The organism is Hyphomicrobiales bacterium (assembly GCA_039989895.1).
In the GTDB taxonomy this organism is placed as follows: domain Bacteria; phylum Pseudomonadota; class Alphaproteobacteria; order Rhizobiales; family JACESI01; genus JACESI01.
On the sequence record JBDXGY010000004.1, the window covers coordinates 286,347 to 305,923 of the forward strand.

At 47.0% G+C, this 19,577-nt stretch carries 18 protein-coding genes and 1 tRNA gene; 10 read left to right on the forward strand and 9 right to left on the reverse strand.

The annotated features are described in order from the left end of the window. The first annotated feature begins 1 nt into the window (after window position 1). Window positions 2-1,462, forward strand: a complete 1,461-nt coding sequence (locus ABJ081_04695) for a radical SAM protein (GenBank protein MEP6355961.1) — start codon at window positions 2-4, stop codon at window positions 1,460-1,462. Between the two features lie 30 nt (window positions 1,463-1,492). Here ABJ081_04695 and ABJ081_04700 read toward each other — a convergent pair whose 3' ends face one another. Further along, on the reverse strand, window positions 1,493-3,058 hold the full coding sequence (locus tag ABJ081_04700) for a diguanylate cyclase (protein ID MEP6355962.1): 1,566 nt from the start codon (window positions 3,056-3,058) through the stop codon (window positions 1,493-1,495). A 101-nt stretch (window positions 3,059-3,159) separates the two neighbouring features. Next, window positions 3,160-4,989 carry an ABC transporter ATP-binding protein gene (locus ABJ081_04705; protein MEP6355963.1) on the reverse strand — a complete coding sequence of 610 codons (1,830 nt, stop codon included), beginning with the start codon at window positions 4,987-4,989 and terminating at the stop codon, window positions 3,160-3,162. A gap of 589 nt (window positions 4,990-5,578) precedes the next feature. Between ABJ081_04705 and ABJ081_04710 the strand changes: the two genes are divergently transcribed. The 9 genes from ABJ081_04710 (at window position 5,579) to ABJ081_04750 (ending at window position 11,789) form a co-directional block, all read left to right on the forward strand. After that, window positions 5,579-6,034, forward strand: coding sequence for a DUF2948 family protein (locus tag ABJ081_04710; GenBank protein ID MEP6355964.1), 456 nt, complete (start codon window positions 5,579-5,581; stop codon window positions 6,032-6,034). A 103-nt stretch (window positions 6,035-6,137) separates the two neighbouring features. Then, window positions 6,138-7,430, forward strand: coding sequence for a histidinol dehydrogenase (hisD, locus tag ABJ081_04715; protein ID MEP6355965.1), 1,293 nt, complete (start codon window positions 6,138-6,140; stop codon window positions 7,428-7,430). Window positions 7,431-7,482: 52 nt separating this feature from the next. Beyond that, a complete protein-coding gene (locus ABJ081_04720) occupies window positions 7,483-7,974 on the forward strand; it encodes a UPF0262 family protein (GenBank protein ID MEP6355966.1) in 492 nt (163 codons plus the stop codon). An 11-nt stretch (window positions 7,975-7,985) separates the two neighbouring features. Continuing rightward, complete coding sequence (locus tag ABJ081_04725; protein MEP6355967.1) at window positions 7,986-8,438, forward strand: arsenate reductase ArsC; 453 nt, start codon at window positions 7,986-7,988, stop codon at window positions 8,436-8,438. 146 nt (window positions 8,439-8,584) lie between these two features. Next, window positions 8,585-8,803: a translation initiation factor IF-1 gene (infA, locus tag ABJ081_04730; GenBank protein MEP6355968.1), complete on the forward strand. Its 219-nt coding sequence runs from the start codon at window positions 8,585-8,587 to the stop codon at window positions 8,801-8,803. Between the two features lie 27 nt (window positions 8,804-8,830). Continuing rightward, window positions 8,831-9,463, forward strand: a complete 633-nt coding sequence (locus ABJ081_04735; GenBank protein ID MEP6355969.1) for a Maf family nucleotide pyrophosphatase — start codon at window positions 8,831-8,833, stop codon at window positions 9,461-9,463. Continuing rightward, on the forward strand, window positions 9,463-9,648 hold the full coding sequence (gene yacG / locus ABJ081_04740) for a DNA gyrase inhibitor YacG (protein ID MEP6355970.1): 186 nt from the start codon (window positions 9,463-9,465) through the stop codon (window positions 9,646-9,648). The genes ABJ081_04735 and yacG overlap by 1 nt, the downstream gene beginning before the upstream one ends. Window positions 9,649-9,803: 155 nt before the next feature. Then, window positions 9,804-9,879: transfer RNA gene (locus ABJ081_04745), tRNA-Phe, on the forward strand. Window positions 9,880-10,190: 311 nt separating this feature from the next. Next, window positions 10,191-11,789 carry an isocitrate lyase gene (locus tag ABJ081_04750; protein MEP6355971.1) on the forward strand — a complete coding sequence of 533 codons (1,599 nt, stop codon included), beginning with the start codon at window positions 10,191-10,193 and terminating at the stop codon, window positions 11,787-11,789. A 71-nt stretch (window positions 11,790-11,860) separates the two neighbouring features. Here the strand turns inward: ABJ081_04750 and chrA are convergent, their stop codons facing one another. From chrA to urtA, 7 genes are all read right to left on the reverse strand, one after another. Then, window positions 11,861-13,129, reverse strand: a complete 1,269-nt coding sequence (chrA, locus tag ABJ081_04755) for a chromate efflux transporter (protein MEP6355972.1) — start codon at window positions 13,127-13,129, stop codon at window positions 11,861-11,863. 51 nt (window positions 13,130-13,180) lie between these two features. Then, on the reverse strand, window positions 13,181-13,801 hold the full coding sequence (locus ABJ081_04760) for a TIGR02466 family protein (GenBank protein ID MEP6355973.1): 621 nt from the start codon (window positions 13,799-13,801) through the stop codon (window positions 13,181-13,183). A gap of 39 nt (window positions 13,802-13,840) precedes the next feature. Next, a complete protein-coding gene (urtE, locus tag ABJ081_04765) occupies window positions 13,841-14,536 on the reverse strand; it encodes an urea ABC transporter ATP-binding subunit UrtE (GenBank protein MEP6355974.1) in 696 nt (231 codons plus the stop codon). A 3-nt stretch (window positions 14,537-14,539) separates the two neighbouring features. Continuing rightward, entirely contained in the window at window positions 14,540-15,286 is a 747-nt protein-coding gene (urtD, locus tag ABJ081_04770; GenBank protein MEP6355975.1) for an urea ABC transporter ATP-binding protein UrtD, read from the reverse strand. A gap of 8 nt (window positions 15,287-15,294) precedes the next feature. Further along, window positions 15,295-16,440, reverse strand: coding sequence for an urea ABC transporter permease subunit UrtC (gene urtC, locus ABJ081_04775; GenBank protein ID MEP6355976.1), 1,146 nt, complete (start codon window positions 16,438-16,440; stop codon window positions 15,295-15,297). Then, a complete protein-coding gene (gene urtB / locus ABJ081_04780) occupies window positions 16,437-18,056 on the reverse strand; it encodes an urea ABC transporter permease subunit UrtB (protein MEP6355977.1) in 1,620 nt (539 codons plus the stop codon). Before urtB ends, urtC begins: the two co-directional genes overlap by 4 nt. 87 nt (window positions 18,057-18,143) lie before the next feature. Continuing rightward, the gene (urtA, locus tag ABJ081_04785) at window positions 18,144-19,436 is read right to left on the reverse strand and encodes an urea ABC transporter substrate-binding protein (protein MEP6355978.1); all 1,293 of its coding nucleotides are present in this window, start codon (window positions 19,434-19,436) and stop codon (window positions 18,144-18,146) included. Between the last annotated feature and the right edge of the window lie 141 nt (window positions 19,437-19,577).

The window sequence follows — 19,577 nt, forward strand, 5'->3', positions numbered from 1 at the left end:
GTTGAATAACAATACTGAAGACCGACCAACGCTCACACCTGAACAAATCAAATCTTGGCCCGTTAGCCCAAAACCTGCGCCTCACGCCGACCTTAAAAGACCGCTACGCGAAGCCATAACGTCGACCAATCTAGATAATCCGATGCAGGTGGCTGGTCACCATTTTGCTATTGGCTGTGTCGCGCTTGAAATAACACAGCGCTGCAATCTCGACTGCACAGCATGCTATTTATCTGATCTATCCGAAGCAGTGCATGACTTGCCTTTGGATGAAGTATTTCGGCGCATCGATCAAATAGCAGAGCATTATGGCGCCAATACAAATGTGCAGATCACGGGCGGTGATCCGACCTTGCGAAAGCGTGACGAACTGATTGCCATTGTTGCATATCTGGCAAAGCGTGGCCTCAGAGGAGCCTTGTTCACAAATGGCATAAAAGCCACCCGCCCCTTGCTGCGTGACCTTAAAGCAGCAGGCCTGAAAGATGTGGCTTTTCACGTTGACATGACCCAAGAACGCAAAGGCTATGACAGCGAAGAGGCTCTCAATACACTGCGTGAAGACTATATCGACCGTGCGCGTGGCCTTGGACTACAAATCCTCTTTAATACCACCGTTTTTGACGGCAATATCAACGATATAGACATGCTAAGCCGATTTTTCACAAAACATGCGAGGGACGTCCATCTGGCTTCTTTTCAAATGATCGCCGACACAGGGCGCGGCACGATACGCGAACGCACCCAACCCATAACACAAGAGCGTGTCATGGCTTTGATTAGCAAAGGTGCCGGCACGCCCTTAAATTTTGAGTTTCCTCAAATCGGGCATCTAGAGTGTAATCGCTATACCAAATGTCTTGTGGCAGGCGATCAACGTGTGTGCGCTTTTGAAGAACGTGACCGTGCCTTTTATGAAAAGCTGTTTCCTTTCACAAGGCGACTTTTTTTAAACCGCCACAAACCTGTGAGCTCCGTCTTCAAGCTCGCGGTCAAACTTTTAAACGGCCATTTAAGCATACTCAGCTCTGGATTTTCTTATGCTGTGCGCAAAGCTTATGCGCTTCGCCATGGGCTTTGGAAAACAAAACGGCGCCCAGACCTGATCACCTTTTATATTCACAACTTCATGCATGCCCATGCGCTGGATCATGACCGCTGCGAAGCCTGCGTTTTCATGACCATGACACGTGATGGTCCTGTTTCCATGTGTGTTCATAACGCAAAACGCGACAGTTATATTTTACAAGATGTCACCCGCTCCGACGGCACCCATTGGCAACCGTTGAACGTATCCATTGATGAAGCTCAAGATTTACCATTGAAAAAACTAAAAGGGCGCGCAAGAGCGATAAAACAGGATCATAAAAAAGCACGGAATACCCCTGCTAACATCAAGGGCCGTATTGGTGAAATAGAAACAAAAAGACGGCAAAAAGCGAAACTCACACCCGCTGAATAAAACCCTTATGGGCCAGCTTTATAGTGGCAATTAAGCTCTTAGCTGCGTTTGTTTGTCGATCCCAGGCTTTGGTAAAATACACCAATTTTTAGAATCCTTAGCATTCACCATATTGCTGGCCTTTTGTGCATTCCCGATAAGTGCCGGGACTGTTTTGCCATGATGGGGAACCAACGAACAGCCAAAGCGCACTTCAGGCATCAGCCGTTTGGAATCAATCACTAGCTCTTGCCTCAACAGCAATGACAAGCTTTGTAAAACTTTTTCAGGGTCGTTTTTTATCGGACATAAAACACCAAATCCAGTTTCACCAAAATGCGCTAAAAACCCACGCCCAGCCACGCCTTTATTGAGCCGTTCGCCGATGGCTTTTAACAGCTCACTCGTTCTGTCAACACCAATCTCATCCAGCATCTTATTGAAGTTCACAAATTCAACGACCATACAGGAAAAATGAACCCGCTTTTTCAAATTAGCCGCGAGAAGTTTATAAATTTTTCGTTCAAAGGCCTTCTGATTTGCAAGGCCAGTTTCCAGATTAATCACATGAGCTTTACTCGCAGCCTTCATCGATGCGACTTCTTGATTCACCGACCTTGCAAAACCGCGAAAGCCAATATCATCTCCTTTGCTCAATTGAGCCATCCGTGTAGACACACGCCAATAATTCAAACCCTGTGACGATTTTGTGCAGATTAATTTTTCATGGAAAGCAATTCCATTTGATAATAATTCTTGAAATTGACTAGACGATCTATAGCATGGGTTATTGATTAAAGTCGGATCATCCGCCAAGAGTTCGGCAAAAGAAGTGCCTAGCAATTCCGCAGCGCTAGAACCTAATTTTAGTGCAAAATGCCGTTCTATTTTATGGAATATCCCGTTTTTATCAGTCTCAAAACGATATGCCTTCACTGTTTCATTCAAGTCTTTTTCAAGAGCTGACAGCACAACAGTTTGTCGTTGAATAATTGAATTTGTCATCAATCTTTCAGCGAATAAAAAGGATTGTTGAATCACAGCGACAGTCACGGCAAGTGCCCATACACCTTGCAACCCTGATAGAGCCAAGAAAAAACCATCTCGTGTCATTAATAAAGCACAGATAGAGCAAATCGTAAAAACGATTACATAGCTTAAGGCTGCTTGTTTCAAACAGGCGAGTGAAAAGGCGCCAATACCCATCATACTAATCATGACACAAGCAAGAGCTAATTGCTGTTTCAAATCAGCGGTGGGAAAAAGCATTATTGTCGCGATACCCCAAACCAAAGACAAAGCTATGGCATTCGCAGTCATCATGCGAACGGCACTTTCTGAATGCCTGTCAATTTCCTGAATTCGGTTGCGTCGCCAGCTATCAAGATTGTTTAAAATAACCGCTGCCAAGGCAATGCCCCAGCTCAACAAAATAATGGGTTCTGCCTCATTTAGAAATAACCAAATGAGAATAACCCCAACGATTGCATGAATCGTCATCATAAATGGCATTAATCTCAAAACAGAATTGATCTGTTCAGCTTGAAAGCGACCTGCAATCTCAGTATCCGCTGAAAGATATCGATCCAGTTTCTGTTTTCTGCTGACTTCAGTCATAGTAAGTTTTTAAAAAAGAGAGCCACTTGCCTATCATTAAAACATAAGCCCTAATAAGGTGTAAAAGTGCTCTTTATTTAATGGCTTTATAAAGCCATATATTAAGATATAGACGTATCAGAGCTTACACCTTGAAATTGCAATTCATGCAAGGCTTTGTAAGTAACCCCATCTCTCATAAGGGTTTCGTGGCTTCCGCTCTCAACGCACCTGCCATCTTGTATAACGTGAATACAATCAGCATTTCTTATCGTGGATAAACGATGCGCGATGACTAATGTTGTCCTGCCTTTTTTCAATCTTTCAAAGGCTTCTTGAACAAGCTTTTCGGATTGAGTATCGAGCGCGGATGTCGCTTCATCCAGCAGAACAATCGGCGCATTTTTCAAGATGGCCCGTGCAATCGCAATACGTTGTCTTTGGCCACCTGAAAGACTAGCCCCATTTTCACCCAGTGGCGTTTCATATCCGTGTTCCAACTGTTCAATGAACGAATGAGCATTGGCATCACGAGCGGCCGCCTCAACATCTGCAGCACTGGCGCCTGCGCGTCCAGCCAAGATGTTTTCATAGACACTGCCAGAAAATAAGAATGTATCCTGACTAACGAAGGCTATATTTTCGCGTAAGCTTTCAAGCTTAACTGAGCGAATATCATTGCCATCAATTTCAATAACTCCATTTTCAACATCATAAAACCGCTGGATAAGATTAATGATTGTTGTCTTGCCACCACCCGATGGTCCAACCAATGCTGTGGTTTTTCCACCTTCAGCGACAAGATTGAGCGCGTTAAAAACACGCAGGTCTTTATCGGGATCTGCACGATAGGTAAAATCAACATCACGCAACACAACTTTACCTTTAGAGACCGTGAGTGCTGGCGCATTAGGTTTATCTGTAACGAGCAATTCACCATCGAGTATCTCATACATAAGCCGCACACCAACAAGGCCTGCTTCAAGACCTATATGCATACGAGCAAGACGTCTTGCGGGATCATAGGCAAGCAGCATTGCAGTCAAAAATGCCATAAACTCGCCAGGCGCATTGCTGTCCGTGCTTACTTGCCATCCAGCATAAAGTATCAAAACGCCAATACAAATTCCGCCAAAGGACTCCATCACAGGGCTGGTACGGGCGGATAGTTCAGCAATCTTATTGTTACGACGACGCACATCATCAACAGCTTCAAACATACGCTTCGTCAATGTATCTTCCATACCGAAAGATTTAACGATCGTAATGCCCCTGAGGGTGTCCTGCATGGCGCTAATAATCAATGTGCTTGATATAAACTGTTGCTTGGCAACTTTACGCACGCGCCTCACAAAGCTGGAGACAAGAAGAATGATTGGTGGGGCAACAAGAAGGGCGGTGAGCGCTAAAACCCAATCTTGAATTATCATGACAATCACAAGGCCAATCAATGTCAAAAGATCGCGACCAAAACTCACCACCAAAACGTCGATTACTTTGCGAGCGCTTTGCGCATTACTACTGATACGAGTAACAAGATCATTAGAAGGATAGCGAATATAAAAATCACCACCTTGTCTTACTATCTTCTCGTAGAGCTGCATTTGTATGCTGGCGACGATATCATTGCCAACTCGCGATAACAGAATAATCTGAAAGTAGCTGGACACCCCTTTGATCAGAAAAATACTCACAACCACCAACGCCACGATTTTGATCTTATTAAAATCTTTATCGATAAAGAGACTTTCAATAATATCACGCATGATCCAGGCGCTAAGGGCGGTCATGCCAGCTACAATCACCATAAAGAACAATGCCGCAGCATATCTTTTTGCGTAGGTGTTGAAATTTTCCATGATCAAACGGCGCACAAGTTGCAGTGAGCTAACGTCTTGAAAAAAGTACGCGGCGGCGGCGGCTTCAGTTTTCTGATTTGATTCGCGCGGCATAAAATTCCTAAAGTGATTACTCTGTGCAAGTGCAACAAATATCAGCTTGATATAAAGCCAACTGTGAGCAGTTTCTAGCAGCACCAAATATTATGTCACCAACAAATTTTAAAAAATACTGGCTGCAGCGGCAGCGCCACATAAAAAATACTGCATAAACCCTTGCAAACAAGCAAACGAGTTCCCACATGTTGTTTATCAGAGTGACGGACACGAATGTTAGATCAAGGATAACAACATGACAAAGTTACAAGTAACTATGCCAGTTGTTTTGGGTCTTTTAATTCTTATTATGGTTGTTACCGGACAAGCCAAAATAAATCTCATCATTCTGTCCGTTGTCTTGATAACAAGTATCATAATAACGTTATATGGACTGATTACGATTGCTCGAAGAAATGAAAAGTCATTTATTCAGCATGACAGGAGTTAGTCACACACAAGCCCAGCAGCCTAGATTTGCCCTACTAGGTTGCATAAAAGCGAAGTGATCCAGCCCCCCTCGGTCACTTCGCTCTTTTATTTATTTCTATACTGTTCTATTTATTGCAAGAATTGACGCGTGAATGATTTCACATAGGAATAAGTAATGGCTAATGCTGCATCCGATTTATTAAAACTCGTAGCTCTAGATGAAGAGGATCTAAGCATCCTGTCTGCTCATCTACAAGATGCCGTTATGAGGGTTGATGATCTTAAATACATTTCGAAAGAAGGACGCTTTGGCATAGCGCTCAATCGTTTTGTTTGGAACAAAGGAAAGCGCCGCTTCGGACAAATTGCAAACGAACGTCGTCGCACAGCACTGCATTTCGATCGCGTCACCAAAGTTCAAAAACACAACATCCGACAAGATGCCCCTGATGCCATTTTAAATTTGCTGGCCATTCAATTTCTACCCACAGATAAACCAGCAGGCACAATCGATCTAATTTTTTCAGACAATGGCGTGATAAGATTGATTGTTGATTGCATTGAAGTACAACTCAGTGATCTTGGCGGCGCATGGGAAACGGCCTCGCGCCCTCAACATGATCTAGATTAAAATATCTCATAAAGACGCTTAACATTAAGCCACTTATGGACTCAGGCATAAAAAACGCTACAACTCCCATTCTTATGTAAATTCTTACAAAAGGAGCGAACGGGTGGTCCTTCGCCTCAACACCAAAGACGATAGCTTTGAAGCAGATTTTCAGACCCTTCTTGGAACAAAACGAGAGGTATCGGAAGATGTTGATACTATTGTACGCGATATAATTGAAAATGTCCGCGCCAATGGCGACAAGGCCTTGGTGGAGCTGACGCTTAAATTTGACAATGTTGATCTGTCAAAAAGCGGCATCAGAGTATCGCCAGCCGAAATTGAAGCCGCAAAAACTCAAGTGGACGCAGATACCTATGCCGCCCTTAAACTTGCCGCCAACCGCATCCAATCGCATCACCAGCGACAAAAACCACGCGATGATCGCTATACCGACGCAATCGGTGTTGAGCTGGGTTCACGCTGGACAGCACTTGAATCAGTGGGGCTTTATGTGCCCGGCGGCACAGCGAGTTATCCAAGCTCTGTTTTGATGAATGCCATCCCAGCAAGAGTGGCTGGCGTCGAGCGACTTGTAATGGTAGTGCCAACACCGCACGGCACGTTAAACCCACTTGTGCTTGCTGCAGCAGATCTTGCAGGCGTTGATGAAATATACCGCGTTGGCGGCGCACAGGCCATTGCAGCCCTTGCCTATGGCACAAACACCATTGCCCCCGTCTCAAAAATCGTCGGCCCCGGCAATGCCTTTGTCGCTGCCGCCAAACGCCGCGTTTTTGGTACGGTCGGCATTGATATGATCGCCGGCCCCTCAGAAGTACTCGTGATCGCAGATGGCAACAATAATCCTGATTGGATTGCCGTTGACCTCTTGGCACAAGCCGAACATGATATTGCCGCACAATCCATCTTAATTACAGATGACGCAGAATTTGGCGAAGCGGTCATTGCGGCTGTTGAGCAGCAACTCAAAACCCTGCCCCGCGAGGACATCGCGCGCGAAAGCTGGGAGACATATGGTGCCATTATCGAAATTGATAATGTGAACAATGCACTCGACATCACGAACCGCATAGCGCCTGAGCATTTGGAACTCGCAATAAAAAACGCTGATGACTTCGCAAATTCTGTCCGTAACGCAGGCGCCATCTTTATCGGCGCATACACACCAGAAGCCATAGGCGATTATGTTGGAGGCTCAAATCATGTCTTGCCCACAGCCAGATCAGCGCGATTCTCATCGGGCTTATCTGTGATGGATTTTGTAAAACGCACCTCACTTTTGAAATGCGGGCCAGACCAACTACGCGCGATTGGACCAGCGGCAGTAGACCTTGCGAAAGCAGAAGGGCTTGACGCACACGGTAAGTCTGTCAGCATTCGCTTGAATTTTTAAGAAAAGCATATCTTTATAAAAACCTGATCAAAACTATGGCAAATACGAGAAAATGGCCAGCTCCGCATCTAAAGATAAAAAAACTAGGCTTATCAGCGTTGTGCTAGATGAAGCCTCGATTGGTCGTGCCACGCCTGATGTCGAGCAGGAACGCTCCATCGCTATTTTTGATATTCTGGAAGAAAACGACTTTCGCCCCACCAAACATGATGGCGGGCCCTATACACTCAAACTCTCAAATCTTGACGGTCGCTTCGTGATGGAAATAGGCGAAGAAGGCCGCAGTGATATCATCACCCATATTCTGTCCATGACCCCATTTCGCGCGATCATCAAAGATTATTTCATGATCTGTGAGAGCTATTATGCCGCCATTCGCTCTGCCACACCGGGAAAAATAGAGGCAATAGACATGGCCCGTCGTGGCATCCACAATGAAGGCTCAGAGAAATTACAGGACCGCCTCTCCGGTAAAGTAGAAGTTGATTTTGATACGGCGCGACGCCTTTTCACGCTGTTATGCGCCTTGCAGCAGAAAAGATAAGGGCAGAAATTATGGATCACCTGCAACCTGCCACACCCAATGATGACGCTCCAAGCTCAGTTCTTTTTGTTTGCACCATGAATGCAGTACGCTCCCCAATGGCCGCCGCTATCACGCGCACACTCTATCCACACATCATTTATTCTCGTTCCGCCGGTATTCAAAAAGGTGAGAATGACCCTTTTGTAAAAGCCGTCATGAATGAGTTCGGTATCGATATTTCAACCCACTACCCTCACACTTTTGAAGAACTAAACGATGGCAATTTCGATTTAACCATCACACTCACAGATGAAGCAAAACACAAGGCAGAAGACATTATGGCGACCAACGGCTCTGTTATGGAGTTCTGGCCGACCGAAGATCCAACGCTGGCAACAGGAAAGCGTGAACAGCGACTCGATGCCTATAGAGCAGTGAGAGATGCGCTCATTAAAAGCATAACGCAGCGATTTAGCGGCTGATTTGTGCCTAATATGTGCGCGTTAATCAATATCATTGTCTAAAACTGCATGAGATGGTTCACATTTGCCAAGTTTTTCTATAGTTTTTCGAAAAAATGGGGCATAGCAGTGCACCAAACACAGCATCTAAGATTTTAAGGATTAGAATGGCTAAAGAAGAAATGCTTGAGTTTCCTGGTGTAATCAGCGAACTCCTTCCAAATGCAACATTCCGCGTAAAGCTGGAAAATGATCACGAGATCATTGCTCATACTGCAGGACGCATGCGTAAAAATCGCATTCGTGTGCTGGCTGGCGATAAAGTTCTCGTTGAAATGACACCCTATGACCTGACTAAAGGTCGTATCACCTACCGCTTTAAATAAGCGCAACGCCGAACCGGAGCGATATGGATGGTCGAGCACCGCTCCAAGCCCCCCCTTATTCTGGCTTCCGCCTCTCCGCGACGCCTACAGCTTTTGCAGCAAGTGAATGTTGAACCGGATCACTTGATACCGGCAGACATTGACGAAACACCGCATCGCAAGGAACTTCCAAAAGATCTCGCGCGCAGACTAGCCAAAACCAAAGCCGACGTCTCTGCACGCCAAGCAACACGTGATGGCAGGCGTGAGGGCGCCTATATATTGGCCGCTGACACAGTTGTTGCTCGTGGCCGCTTGATATTACCAAAAGCAGAAACTATCGATCAGGCGTCCGATAGCATCAGACAGCTCTCAGGTCGTGGGCACCGTGTTTTTACCGCTGTGTGCCTCATCACACCGGGCGGCAAGGTGGTTCATAAACTCGTTGAAACCCGCGTCCGCATGAAACGCATCTCAACATTGGAAAGCGAAGCTTATCTCTCCTCTGGTGAATGGCGCGGTAAAGCAGGCGGTTATGCGATACAAGGCCTAGCTGGCGCTTTCGTTGTAAAGGTGGTCGGCTCCTATTCAAGCGTGGTCGGCCTACCATTATATGAAACAGTCGCCATGCTGGTTGGCGAAGGCTATCCTGTACATTTCAGTTGGTTGGGACATGATTGATGGCGGAAAAATCCGCGACCTGCCCTATTTGCGGTGATAAAGCGATCAAAGAGGACGCACCTTTTTGCTCACAAAGATGCAGAGATGTTGATTTAAACCGGTGGCTAAATGGCTCTTATGCCGTTCCCGCTCAAGATCAAACGACACCAAGCGACCCTGTCAATGATAATGAGCAACCGGAATAAATCATAATCACCTGTATTCACTGACATTTTCCATTAACGAAAATTCTTTTCTCTATCATCATTGGAGGTACTGGACAGCCTTTGTCGAAGCCTCTATAAGGCGCATCTCAGGATGAAAATTCTGACCTCAGCAAAACAGATTGTTAGCTGAATACGCCCGGATAGCTCAGTTGGTAGAGCAGCGGATTGAAAATCCGCGTGTCGGTGGTTCAAATCCGCCTCCGGGCACCATTTTTATCTCACAACAATTTACTTCGGCAGATATCACAAGCTCATCGATATTTTCTTCATTAATCGAAAATAATTACAGAGCATGGCGCACTTGTAAATAAATTTACAAACGCACAATTAGCACCTGTATGCGCCACACAGATACACACGAATCTTCATATAAACCTCAATAAATCAAGTGTCTTAGCCATTATTCTGAGCTAGAGAGAAGATAGAATTTGTAAGTCAACGACGAGCACTCATCGTAAAACTTACTAAATTTTCTCAGTTGTAAAATAATTTACAATCTCAGTCATCGAATGGAGAATACCATGACTTACAGAACAGAAATTGATGCAGCTTCAAGCGTTATAGAAACCAATGGCACGTCGTGGGCTGACATTAATGCTGTAAACGTTGCACGCATGCGTTTGCAAAACCGCTTCAAAACTGGTCTCGATGTTGCGCAATATACTGCCGATATTATGCGCCGCGACATGGCTGCCTATGACGCAGATACAAGCAAATACACCCAGTCGCTTGGTTGCTGGCATGGTTTCATCGGTCAACAGAAGATGATTTCCATCAAAAAACATTTTAATACAACCGATCGCTCCTATCTCTACCTTTCAGGATGGATGATTGCTGCCCTTCGGTCAGAATTCGGACCCCTCCCAGATCAGTCCATGCATGAGAAAACATCAGTTCCAGCCCTCATCGAAGAACTGTATACATTCCTGCGTCAAGCTGATGCGCGCGAACTTGGCGGACTCTTCCGTGATCTTGATGCAGCCCACGCAGCAGGCGATCAATTTAAAGCAGCTTCCGTTCAAAATGAAATTGACAACTACCAGACGCACGTCGTGCCAATCATCGCTGATATCGACGCGGGCTTTGGCAATGCAGAGGCCACATATCTTCTTGCCAAGAAGCTCATCGAAGCCGGCGCTTGCTGCCTCCAAATCGAAAATCAAGTGTCAGACGAAAAACAATGTGGTCACCAAGACGGCAAAGTTACAGTGCCACACGAAGACTTTCTCGCGAAAGTTCGTGCCGTGCGTTACGCCTTTCTTGAACTTGGTATCGACAATGGCATTATTGTAACCCGTACAGATTCATTGGGTGCTGGCCTTACGAAACAAATCGCCGTGTCTAACGAGCCGGGCGACCTTGGTGATCAATATAACTCGTTCCTTGATTGCGAAGAAATCGCACCCGCTGACATGAAAAATGGCGACGTTGTCTTGAACCGTGATGGCAAATTACTTCGTCCAAAACGTCTTCCTTCAAACCTCTTCCAGTTCCGTGAAGGCACTGGCGTTGATCGGTGTGTTCTCGATTGCATTGCTTCTTTGCAAAATGGTGCTGACTTATTGTGGATTGAAACTGAAAAACCACACATCGGTCAAATCAAAGAGATGGTCGACAAAATCCGCGAGACGGTCCCCCATGCAAAACTAGTCTATAACAACTCTCCAAGCTTCAACTGGACATTGAACTTCCGCCAGCAGGCTTATGATGCCATGGTTGAAGCAGGCAAAGACGTATCCGCCTATGACCGCGACCGTTTAATGAGTGTTGATTATGATGACACTGAATTGGCTGCTGAAGCGGATGAGCGTATTCGTACATTCCAAGCCGATAGCGCAGATCAAGCGGGCATCTTCCATCATCTCATCACATTGCCAACCTATCACACAGCGGCTTTGTCCACAGACAACCTAGCCAAAGAATACTTCGGCGATCAGGGCATGCTCGGTTATGTAAAGGGCGTCCAGCGCAAAGAAATCCGTGAAGGCATTGCCTGCGTCAAGCACCAAAATATGGCTGGCTCAGATATGGGTGATGACCATAAAGAATATTTTGCGGGCGACGCTGCCCTCAAAGCGGCTGGTGAAGATAACACAATGAACCAATTCGCAGCAGCTTAACGACAGACTCTCCCCTGTCCGTTGAAGTAGAACAGGGTCAGGATTTCTTATCCTGATCCTGTTTTATATAATCAAAATCCCAAAAAATGCATAGCAACAGCAAGGCCCGCTGCAACGGCCAGTGTCATCAGTATGCCTCGATGCAAGACAAGTAGCATAATACAACTCACGATAGACAACACGAGAACACGCCAATCCAATGATGCAATATCAGGCGTGAGCACTTTGAAAACACCTATTTGCTTTGTCTCGGTGGCAGCAAAAAAAACATGCAAGGCAAACCACACTGTCAGGTTTAAAATCACACCAACGACCGCCGCCGTGATACCAGTTAAAGCCCCTCTCAAGCGCGGTTGCGATGAGATCCATTCAACATAGGGCGCGCCAGCAAAAATACATAAAAAACACGGTGCAAAAGTAACCCATAAAGTGACAATCCCGCCAGCTACACCGAGCGCAAGACCGCCTTGTTTGAAGGCGGCCAAAAAGCCCACGAATTCGGTTACCAGTATAAGCGGGCCGGGTGTCGTCTCCGCAAGGCCAAGCCCATCCATCATCTCACCCGCCTGAAGCCAGCCAAAGCCGCTCACCACATCCTGCGCCATATAAGCAAGCCCGGCATAGGCACCGCCAAAACTAACAACCGCCAGTTTCGAGAAGAAAAACCCTATATCCGAAAGGACACTATCTGGTGCGAACGCCCATAATGCCAAAAGAGGCGCCCACCAGATGACGAGCCATAATCCGATGGTCTTGAAAGTCCGGCTAGACACGACCTTTTCTACCAGCGATACATCATCAATCGAGGTGTCAATTCGTACGGCACCATAAAGCGCTGCAATCACAATTATAAACGGGAACGGTAGCGCCAAGAAGAAGATACCAATAAAGGCGAGCGCCGCCACCACCCAGTAATCAAATCGCTTCAGCGCTCTTTTCGAGACCTTCACCAAAGCCTCAATAACAATAACAACAACAGCAGCTTTCACACCAAGAAAAATTGCTGTCACAAGCGGCACATCACCAACCAACGCATAAGTGGCAGCCAGCACCATGATAACAAAAGCACCGGGCAGCACGAACAACAAGCCAGCGATCAAACCACCCAAAATTCCATGCAACCGCCACCCCGCGTAAGTCGCAAGCTGCATCGCCTCTGGCCCTGGCAAGAGCATACAAAAAGACAAGGCATTGAGAAATTGCTGCTCGGTGAGCCAGCGCTTTTCATCAACAATAACACGGTGCATCAAAGCAATCTGACCCGCAGGGCCGCCAAAGGACAAAATACCAATTTTGGCAAACGCTTTAAAGGCTTCGCTAAGTGAGATCGCGCTATTCATAAATCACCATCGCAATAACCTGCAAATCACTTGAGCTGATGCAAATCATGCTTATTCCCAACCGTAATTAAAACTCACGCTGATACGGTCTTCATCGGCCATATTGATCGGCACCTCGTGGCGCAGCCAACTTTCCCATAATAACACCTCACCAGCCTCAGGTGCGGCATAAATGAAATTGCGTAATTCCGGCCGTGCTTTGGTCTTGCGCGGGGGAGCTGCCATCATCATCGCCATGCGCGGGTCTTCAAACTTAATCGCGCTTGCGCCCTCAGGCATCGTCACATAAGTGGTGCCACTGATCACGCTATGGGGATGCAAATGCGAGGTATGGACCCCGCCGGTTGGCAAAATATTGATCCATAGGCTGTCGAGCTTGATTTTCTTATCACCCAGATCAAAGTCTAAGTCTTTGACAAAAACCGCCACATGTTTATCGAGCACCTTGACCAGATCTTTGAAAATCGGAAACCGCCAACCAAGGTCAGCCAATGAGGCATAACTCGTATAACCAGGAAAATCATTTTCCTCGCACCATTCTTGTCCCGCAACATCATCTTCCGCGATAGACAAGCATGACGCTTCAAGCTCATCAGCATCAATCGCCTTGCCAAATTCGCTAAGCGCGGCACGGTAAAGACGGGTAACAAAGAGTGATTCAATCTGTGACATAAGTCTGTCATAGCGCAGCGAAGCGCCCATGGCGAGAGGTTAGACGGTCAAATCCGCACGCACAGCCTCATCATCCAAAATGGCGGCTTCGCCCTCGTGGATAATCCGGCCTCTGTCCATGACATAAACCTTATCGGCAAGCTCACGACAAAAATCGAGATATTGCTCAACCAGCAAAATCGTCATTCCAAACTCATCGCGCAAAAAGCGGATGGCGCGACCAATGTCTTTGATGATCGACGGCTGAATGCCTTCCGTCGGCTCATCCAGCACAATCACGCTCGGTCGCATGGTAAGCGCTCGGCCAATGGCAAGCTGTTGTTGTTGACCACCTGAAAGATCGCCCCCGCGCCGTGCCAACATTTCTTTTAAAACCGGAAAAAGCTCAAACACATAATCCGGCACATGTTTGTCTTTGCCCTTTAAAGGCGCAAAACCTGTCTCCAGATTTTCTTTCACGCTCAAAAGCGGAAAAATTTCACGCCCCTGCGGCACCAAGGCAATGCCCGCGCGCGCACGATCATAGCTCGCCGCTTTCGTGATGTTTGCCCCCTTCATGCTCACACTGCCTGAGGTAAGCGGATGATGGCCAACGATTGAGCGAATGAGGCTTGTCTTACCCACGCCGTTGCGCCCTAAAAGGCAGGTAATCTTGCCCTCTTCCGCTTCCATAGATACACCGCGCAGCGCCTCAGCGGCTCCATAATGCAAAGTGGCATTTTCAATTTTCAACATATCTCAACGCCCCAAATACACATCAACAACGCGCTGGTCGGCACTTACATGATCAAGTGTCCCTTCAGCCAACACAGAACCTTCATGCAGGCACGTCACCTTCACATCAAGAGCGCGGACAAAATCCATATCGTGCTCAACCACAATCACCGAATGAGTTTGGGCAAGATCACGCAAAAGCCGCGCGGTCTCAACCGTCTCGGCATCCGTCATGCCCGCAACCGGCTCATCAACAAGAAGCAGCTTTGGATCCTGCGCCACCAACATGCCTATCTCTAGCCACTGCTTTTGACCATGCGACAAATTGGCGGCAAGGTCTGTGCGCTTGTCTTTTAGGCGCACGATGTCAAGAATTTCAGAAATCCGTTCCTCGTCCGGCTCATTCGATTGATAGAATAAAGCGGGCACGCCACGCCGTTCACCTTTCAACGATAACAGCAAATTATCTTCAACCGTCTGCGTTTCAAAGACCGTCGGCTTTTGGAATTTGCGGCCAATACCAAATGTCGCAATTTCAGCCTCATCATGTTTGGTCAGATCAATTTCACCATTGAAAAATACCTCGCCTTCATCGGGGCGAGTTTTGCCAGTTATGATATCCATCATGGTTGTTTTACCCGCGCCATTTGGCCCGATGATCGCCCGCATCTCCCCTTTTTCGAGATAAAGCGACAAGTTATTGATCGCTTTGAAACCATCGAACGAAACCGACACACCATCAAGATATAAAAGGCTATTTTTATCTGCCATGACTGCCTCTATTCCGCTGGTTCTGGTTTAGGATCGGCTGCATCCGGCTTCTTCTTTTGCTTCAACCGTCCTGACACATCACGCCACAGGCCAACGATGCCTTTCGGCAAGAAGAGCGTTGCGAAAATAAACAAAGCACCCAGCGCAAACAGCCAATATTCTGGCAAAGCACCGGTAAACCAGCTCTTGCCAAAGTTGACAAAGATCGCCCCGATAATCGGCCCGATTAAGGTGCCGCGCCCACCCACAGCCGTCCAGACAACCACCTCGATTGAATTAGCTGGCTGAAATTCGCTCGGATTGATAATGCCCACCTGCGGCACATAAAGCGCACCGGCAATGCCTGCCATAATGGCAGAGACGACAAAGGCAAAAAGCTTGATGTTCTCTGGTCGATATCCCAAAAAACGTGTCCGATTTTCCGCATCGCGCACAGCTGTAAGAATCTTGCCATATTTCGAGCGCACAATCGCGGAACACACGATGAGACAAATCGCCAAGATAATCGCACTTGCGGCAAACAGCCCTGCCCGTGTTTCTTGCGCCTGAATAGAAAAGCCCAAAATATCTTTAAAATCTGTCAGGCCATTATTGCCACCAAAGCCCATGTCATTACGGAAGAACGCAAGCAAAAGCGCATAGGTCATTGCCTGTGTGATGATGGAAAGATAAACGCCCGTCACCCGTGAGCGAAACGCAAACCAGCCAAAAACAAACGCCAACAAACCCGGCACAAAAAGCGCCATCAGCATCGCAAATCCGAAGTTGTCAAAACCCGACCAGAACCAAGGCAATTCATCCCAGTTCAAAAACACCATGAAATCCGGTAAAATTGGGTCGCCATAAACACCGCGCGGCCCAATCTGGCGCATCAAATACATGCCCATCGCATAACCACCAAGCGCGAAAAATGCGCCGTGGCCCAGCGACAAAATACCGCAATACCCCCACACAAGATCAAGCGCTAAGGCAAGAAGCGCATAGTTTAGATATTTACCCAATAGCGGCACCAAATAGTCGGGAATGTGCAATGGGTTTTCTGGCGGCACAAATAAATTGAGAAGCGGCACAATGAGCGCTGCAAAGATCAACAAGAAAAAGGTGACCGATACCGCGCGCGCGCCAAAACCACTGATAAGGAAGCGGGTCATCATTGCTCAACGGCCCTTCCCTTAAGAGCAAACAGGCCACGCGGCCGCCGCTGAATGAATAAGATGATGAAGACAAGAACAAAGATTTTGGCAAGCACTGCACCCGCATAAGGCTCCAAAAACTTATTAGCCACCCCAAGTGTGAGCGCTCCGATGAAGGTGCCCCACAGATTTCCAACACCACCAAAAACCACAACCATGAAACTATCAACGATGTAAGACTGGCCAAGGTTTGGCGAGACATTATCAATCTGGCTGAGCGCCACACCCGCAATACCGGCGATGCCTGTACCAAGCGCAAAGGTCATTGCGTCCACCCACGGCGTGCGAATACCCATCGCAGACGCCATGCGCCGGTTTTGCGTCACAGCACGCATCTTCAAGCCAAGGCTTGTCCGGTTAAGAACCGCCAGCAAAATAGCAAAGACCACAATCGCAAAAACAACAATCCAAAGCCGGTTCCACGTGATTGCCATTTCACCAAGCTCAAATGCGCCCGACATGAAAGAAGGATTGCCCACCTCGCGGTTGTTTGGACCAAAGATCGTGCGAACAGCCTGCTGCAAGATTAATGACACACCCCATGTCGCAAGCAGAGTTTCAAGCGGGCGACCATAAAGGTACCGAATAATGCAGCGTTCCATCAAAAGCCCGACAAAACCGGCAACGAGAAAAGCCATCGGTAGCGCGATGACAAGAGAATAATCAAAAAGGTGCGGCGCGGAAGTGCGAATAATGTCTTGCACCACAAAGGTTGTATAAGCCCCGATCATCACCATTTCACCGTGCGCCATATTGATGACGCCCATAACACCAAAGGTGATAGCAAGACCGATCGCGGCAAGGAACAAGACTGAGCCAAGCGACACGCCATACCAAATATTTTGCCCTGCCCGCCATGTAGCAAGCGATGACTCTATCTTCGCAATCGAGGCAAGCGCTGCGTCTTTCACCGCTCCGTCAGAATTTTTCGATACATTATTGAGAAGCGCCAGCATCGCCTGATCACCGCGCGAAGCCAAAGTATCAATGGCTTTAAGGCGGGCTGCCTCATCATCAGAATGAGTGACCAATATCGCGGCCTGCGCCTCGCGCATCAACGTTTTCACCTCGTCATCACTCTCTTCTTCAATGGCAGAGGTCAAAACGTCCAACTGGCTTTTGTCGGCTGAGGCAAAAATCGTTTTGGCCGCCTTCAGCCGCACATCGCGATCTTTTGCGCGCAAGGTCAGGCCAGAAAGCATGGCGCCTATTTTACGGCGTAGCGAATTTTTGGTTTTTACTTTTTTAAGCTTCACGCCAGCATCCGGCCCAAGCTCATTTCCTGTTATAGGATCAAGCAATCGCTTGCCCGCATCATCATGGATGACGACAGATTTATCATTCTTTGAAAACTTTAGCTTGCCGTCTTGCAGTGCGCGAAGCACGGTAACGACAGAAGGGTCACCGGTCGCAGCCAGATCATTTGCAATTGTTTCAACTTGAGAAAACTTCTTAGCTTCCGCAAAGCCTGCAATCAAATCGCGTATATCTGCTTCATCGGCAAAGCTAAGGCCCGTGCCCTGTATCAACAAGACGACAGACAAAAAAATAAGCCTCAATACTAAAAGGGCTTTCATGGGATACGCCATTTCAAAAATAATTTACATGACAATAGGCAGGCTTAGATACAAGCCTGCCCATCAATACCGTCAACAGTTTTAAGTTTATGTACCTTTGCCGCCACATTTACCAGCAGCAACATTGAAGTTACCGCATGACATAGGTGCACGCCAATCTGCAATCAAATCTTTTGAATCAGGCAAGAAATCTGACCAAGCATCACCAACAACAAGACCATCTGTTTCAGACACAACTTCAAATTGACCATCTTCCTGAATCTCACCAATCAGCACAGGCTTAGTGATGTGGTGGTTTGGCATCATTGTCGCAAGACCACCTGTCAGGTTTGGAACCGATACACCAACGATTGAATCAATCACGGAATCAACATCTGTCGTGCCCGCTTTTTCAACAGCCTTAACCCACATATTAAAGCCAATGTAATGCGCTTCCATTGGGTCGTTGGTTACTTCTTTTTCGTCACCAATAAAGGCTTTCCATTGTTCCACAAACTTTCCATTTGCTTCTGTCTCAACAGACTGGAAATAATTCCATGCCGCAAGGTGACCAACCAGTGGGCCTGCATCAAGACCGGCGAGCTCTTCTTCGCCAACAGAGAAGGCAACAACTGGAATATCCTCCGCTTTGATGCCCGCGTTACCAAGCTCTTTGTAGAAAGGAACGTTAGCATCACCATTAATGGTGGAGACAACAGCGGTTTTCTTACCAGCAGAACCAAAAGTTTTGATGTCAGAGACAATTGTTTGCCAATCTGAATGACCAAACGGTGTGTAGTTGATCATGATATCTTCGGCAGCAACACCTTTGCTTTTAAGGTATGCTTCAAGAATTTTATTAGTTGTGCGCGGATAGACATAGTCTGTACCAGCCAAAACCCAACGTTCTACTTCTTCCTCTTCAAGAAGGTAATCAACGGCTGGAATTGCCTGCTGATTAGGGGCAGCGCCTGTATAAAACACATTACGCTGACTTTCTTCACCTTCATATTGAACAGGGTAGAAAAGAATACCGTTCAGCTCTTCAAAAACAGGCAGAACAGATTTGCGCGAAACAGATGTCCAGTTACCGAATACGGCAGAGACTTCATGAACAGAAAGGAGCTCACGTGCTTTTTCAGCAAAGAGCGGCCAATCAGACGCAGGATCCACAACAACAGGCTCTAGCTTCTTACCTAAAACGCCGCCCTTCTTGTTTTGCTCTTCGATGAGCATCAACATGACATCTTTCAATGTCGTCTCAGAAATAGCCATAGTGCCGGACAAGGAATGCAGAATGCCCACCTTGATTGTGTCTTCAGCATGAGCCGGCGTGAATGCCGTTGCAGCCAAGAGTGATGCTATTGCGGTAGTTTTTAGTATTTTTGTAAAACCAGTCATTATTTTCTCCCTGGAACAGTTTGGAATTACCCCCTAAACAGCAAGGCCTATGCCAAACCGACACCAAGATACGTGAAAATAAAAAATCCATTTACTAACAACAAGTTAAATGATTTTTCTGAAAAAAGGCTCGCTAAATTT

Excerpts from the sequence above, each read along its gene's own strand:
- infA (MEP6355968.1), top strand. The coding sequence starts at position 8,585 with ATGGCTAAAGAAGAAATGCTTGAGTTTCCTGGTGTAATCAGCGAACTC.
- urtD (MEP6355975.1), bottom strand. The coding sequence starts at position 15,286 with ATGGCAGATAAAAATAGCCTTTTATATCTTGATGGTGTGTCGGTTTCG.
- ABJ081_04725 (MEP6355967.1), top strand. The coding sequence starts at position 7,986 with ATGGATCACCTGCAACCTGCCACACCCAATGATGACGCTCCAAGCTCA.
- ABJ081_04760 (MEP6355973.1), bottom strand. The coding sequence starts at position 13,801 with ATGTCACAGATTGAATCACTCTTTGTTACCCGTCTTTACCGTGCCGCG.
- ABJ081_04705 (MEP6355963.1), bottom strand. The coding sequence starts at position 4,989 with ATGCCGCGCGAATCAAATCAGAAAACTGAAGCCGCCGCCGCCGCGTAC.
- urtB (MEP6355977.1), bottom strand. The coding sequence starts at position 18,056 with ATGAAAGCCCTTTTAGTATTGAGGCTTATTTTTTTGTCTGTCGTCTTG.
- urtC (MEP6355976.1), bottom strand. The coding sequence starts at position 16,440 with ATGATGACCCGCTTCCTTATCAGTGGTTTTGGCGCGCGCGCGGTATCG.
- urtA (MEP6355978.1), bottom strand. The coding sequence starts at position 19,436 with ATGACTGGTTTTACAAAAATACTAAAAACTACCGCAATAGCATCACTC.
- ABJ081_04750 (MEP6355971.1), top strand. The coding sequence starts at position 10,191 with ATGACTTACAGAACAGAAATTGATGCAGCTTCAAGCGTTATAGAAACC.
- ABJ081_04700 (MEP6355962.1), bottom strand. The coding sequence starts at position 3,058 with ATGACTGAAGTCAGCAGAAAACAGAAACTGGATCGATATCTTTCAGCG.
- yacG (MEP6355970.1), top strand. The coding sequence starts at position 9,463 with ATGGCGGAAAAATCCGCGACCTGCCCTATTTGCGGTGATAAAGCGATC.
- ABJ081_04710 (MEP6355964.1), top strand. The coding sequence starts at position 5,579 with ATGGCTAATGCTGCATCCGATTTATTAAAACTCGTAGCTCTAGATGAA.
- chrA (MEP6355972.1), bottom strand. The coding sequence starts at position 13,129 with ATGAATAGCGCGATCTCACTTAGCGAAGCCTTTAAAGCGTTTGCCAAA.
- ABJ081_04720 (MEP6355966.1), top strand. The coding sequence starts at position 7,483 with ATGGCCAGCTCCGCATCTAAAGATAAAAAAACTAGGCTTATCAGCGTT.
- ABJ081_04735 (MEP6355969.1), top strand. The coding sequence starts at position 8,831 with ATGGTCGAGCACCGCTCCAAGCCCCCCCTTATTCTGGCTTCCGCCTCT.
- urtE (MEP6355974.1), bottom strand. The coding sequence starts at position 14,536 with ATGTTGAAAATTGAAAATGCCACTTTGCATTATGGAGCCGCTGAGGCG.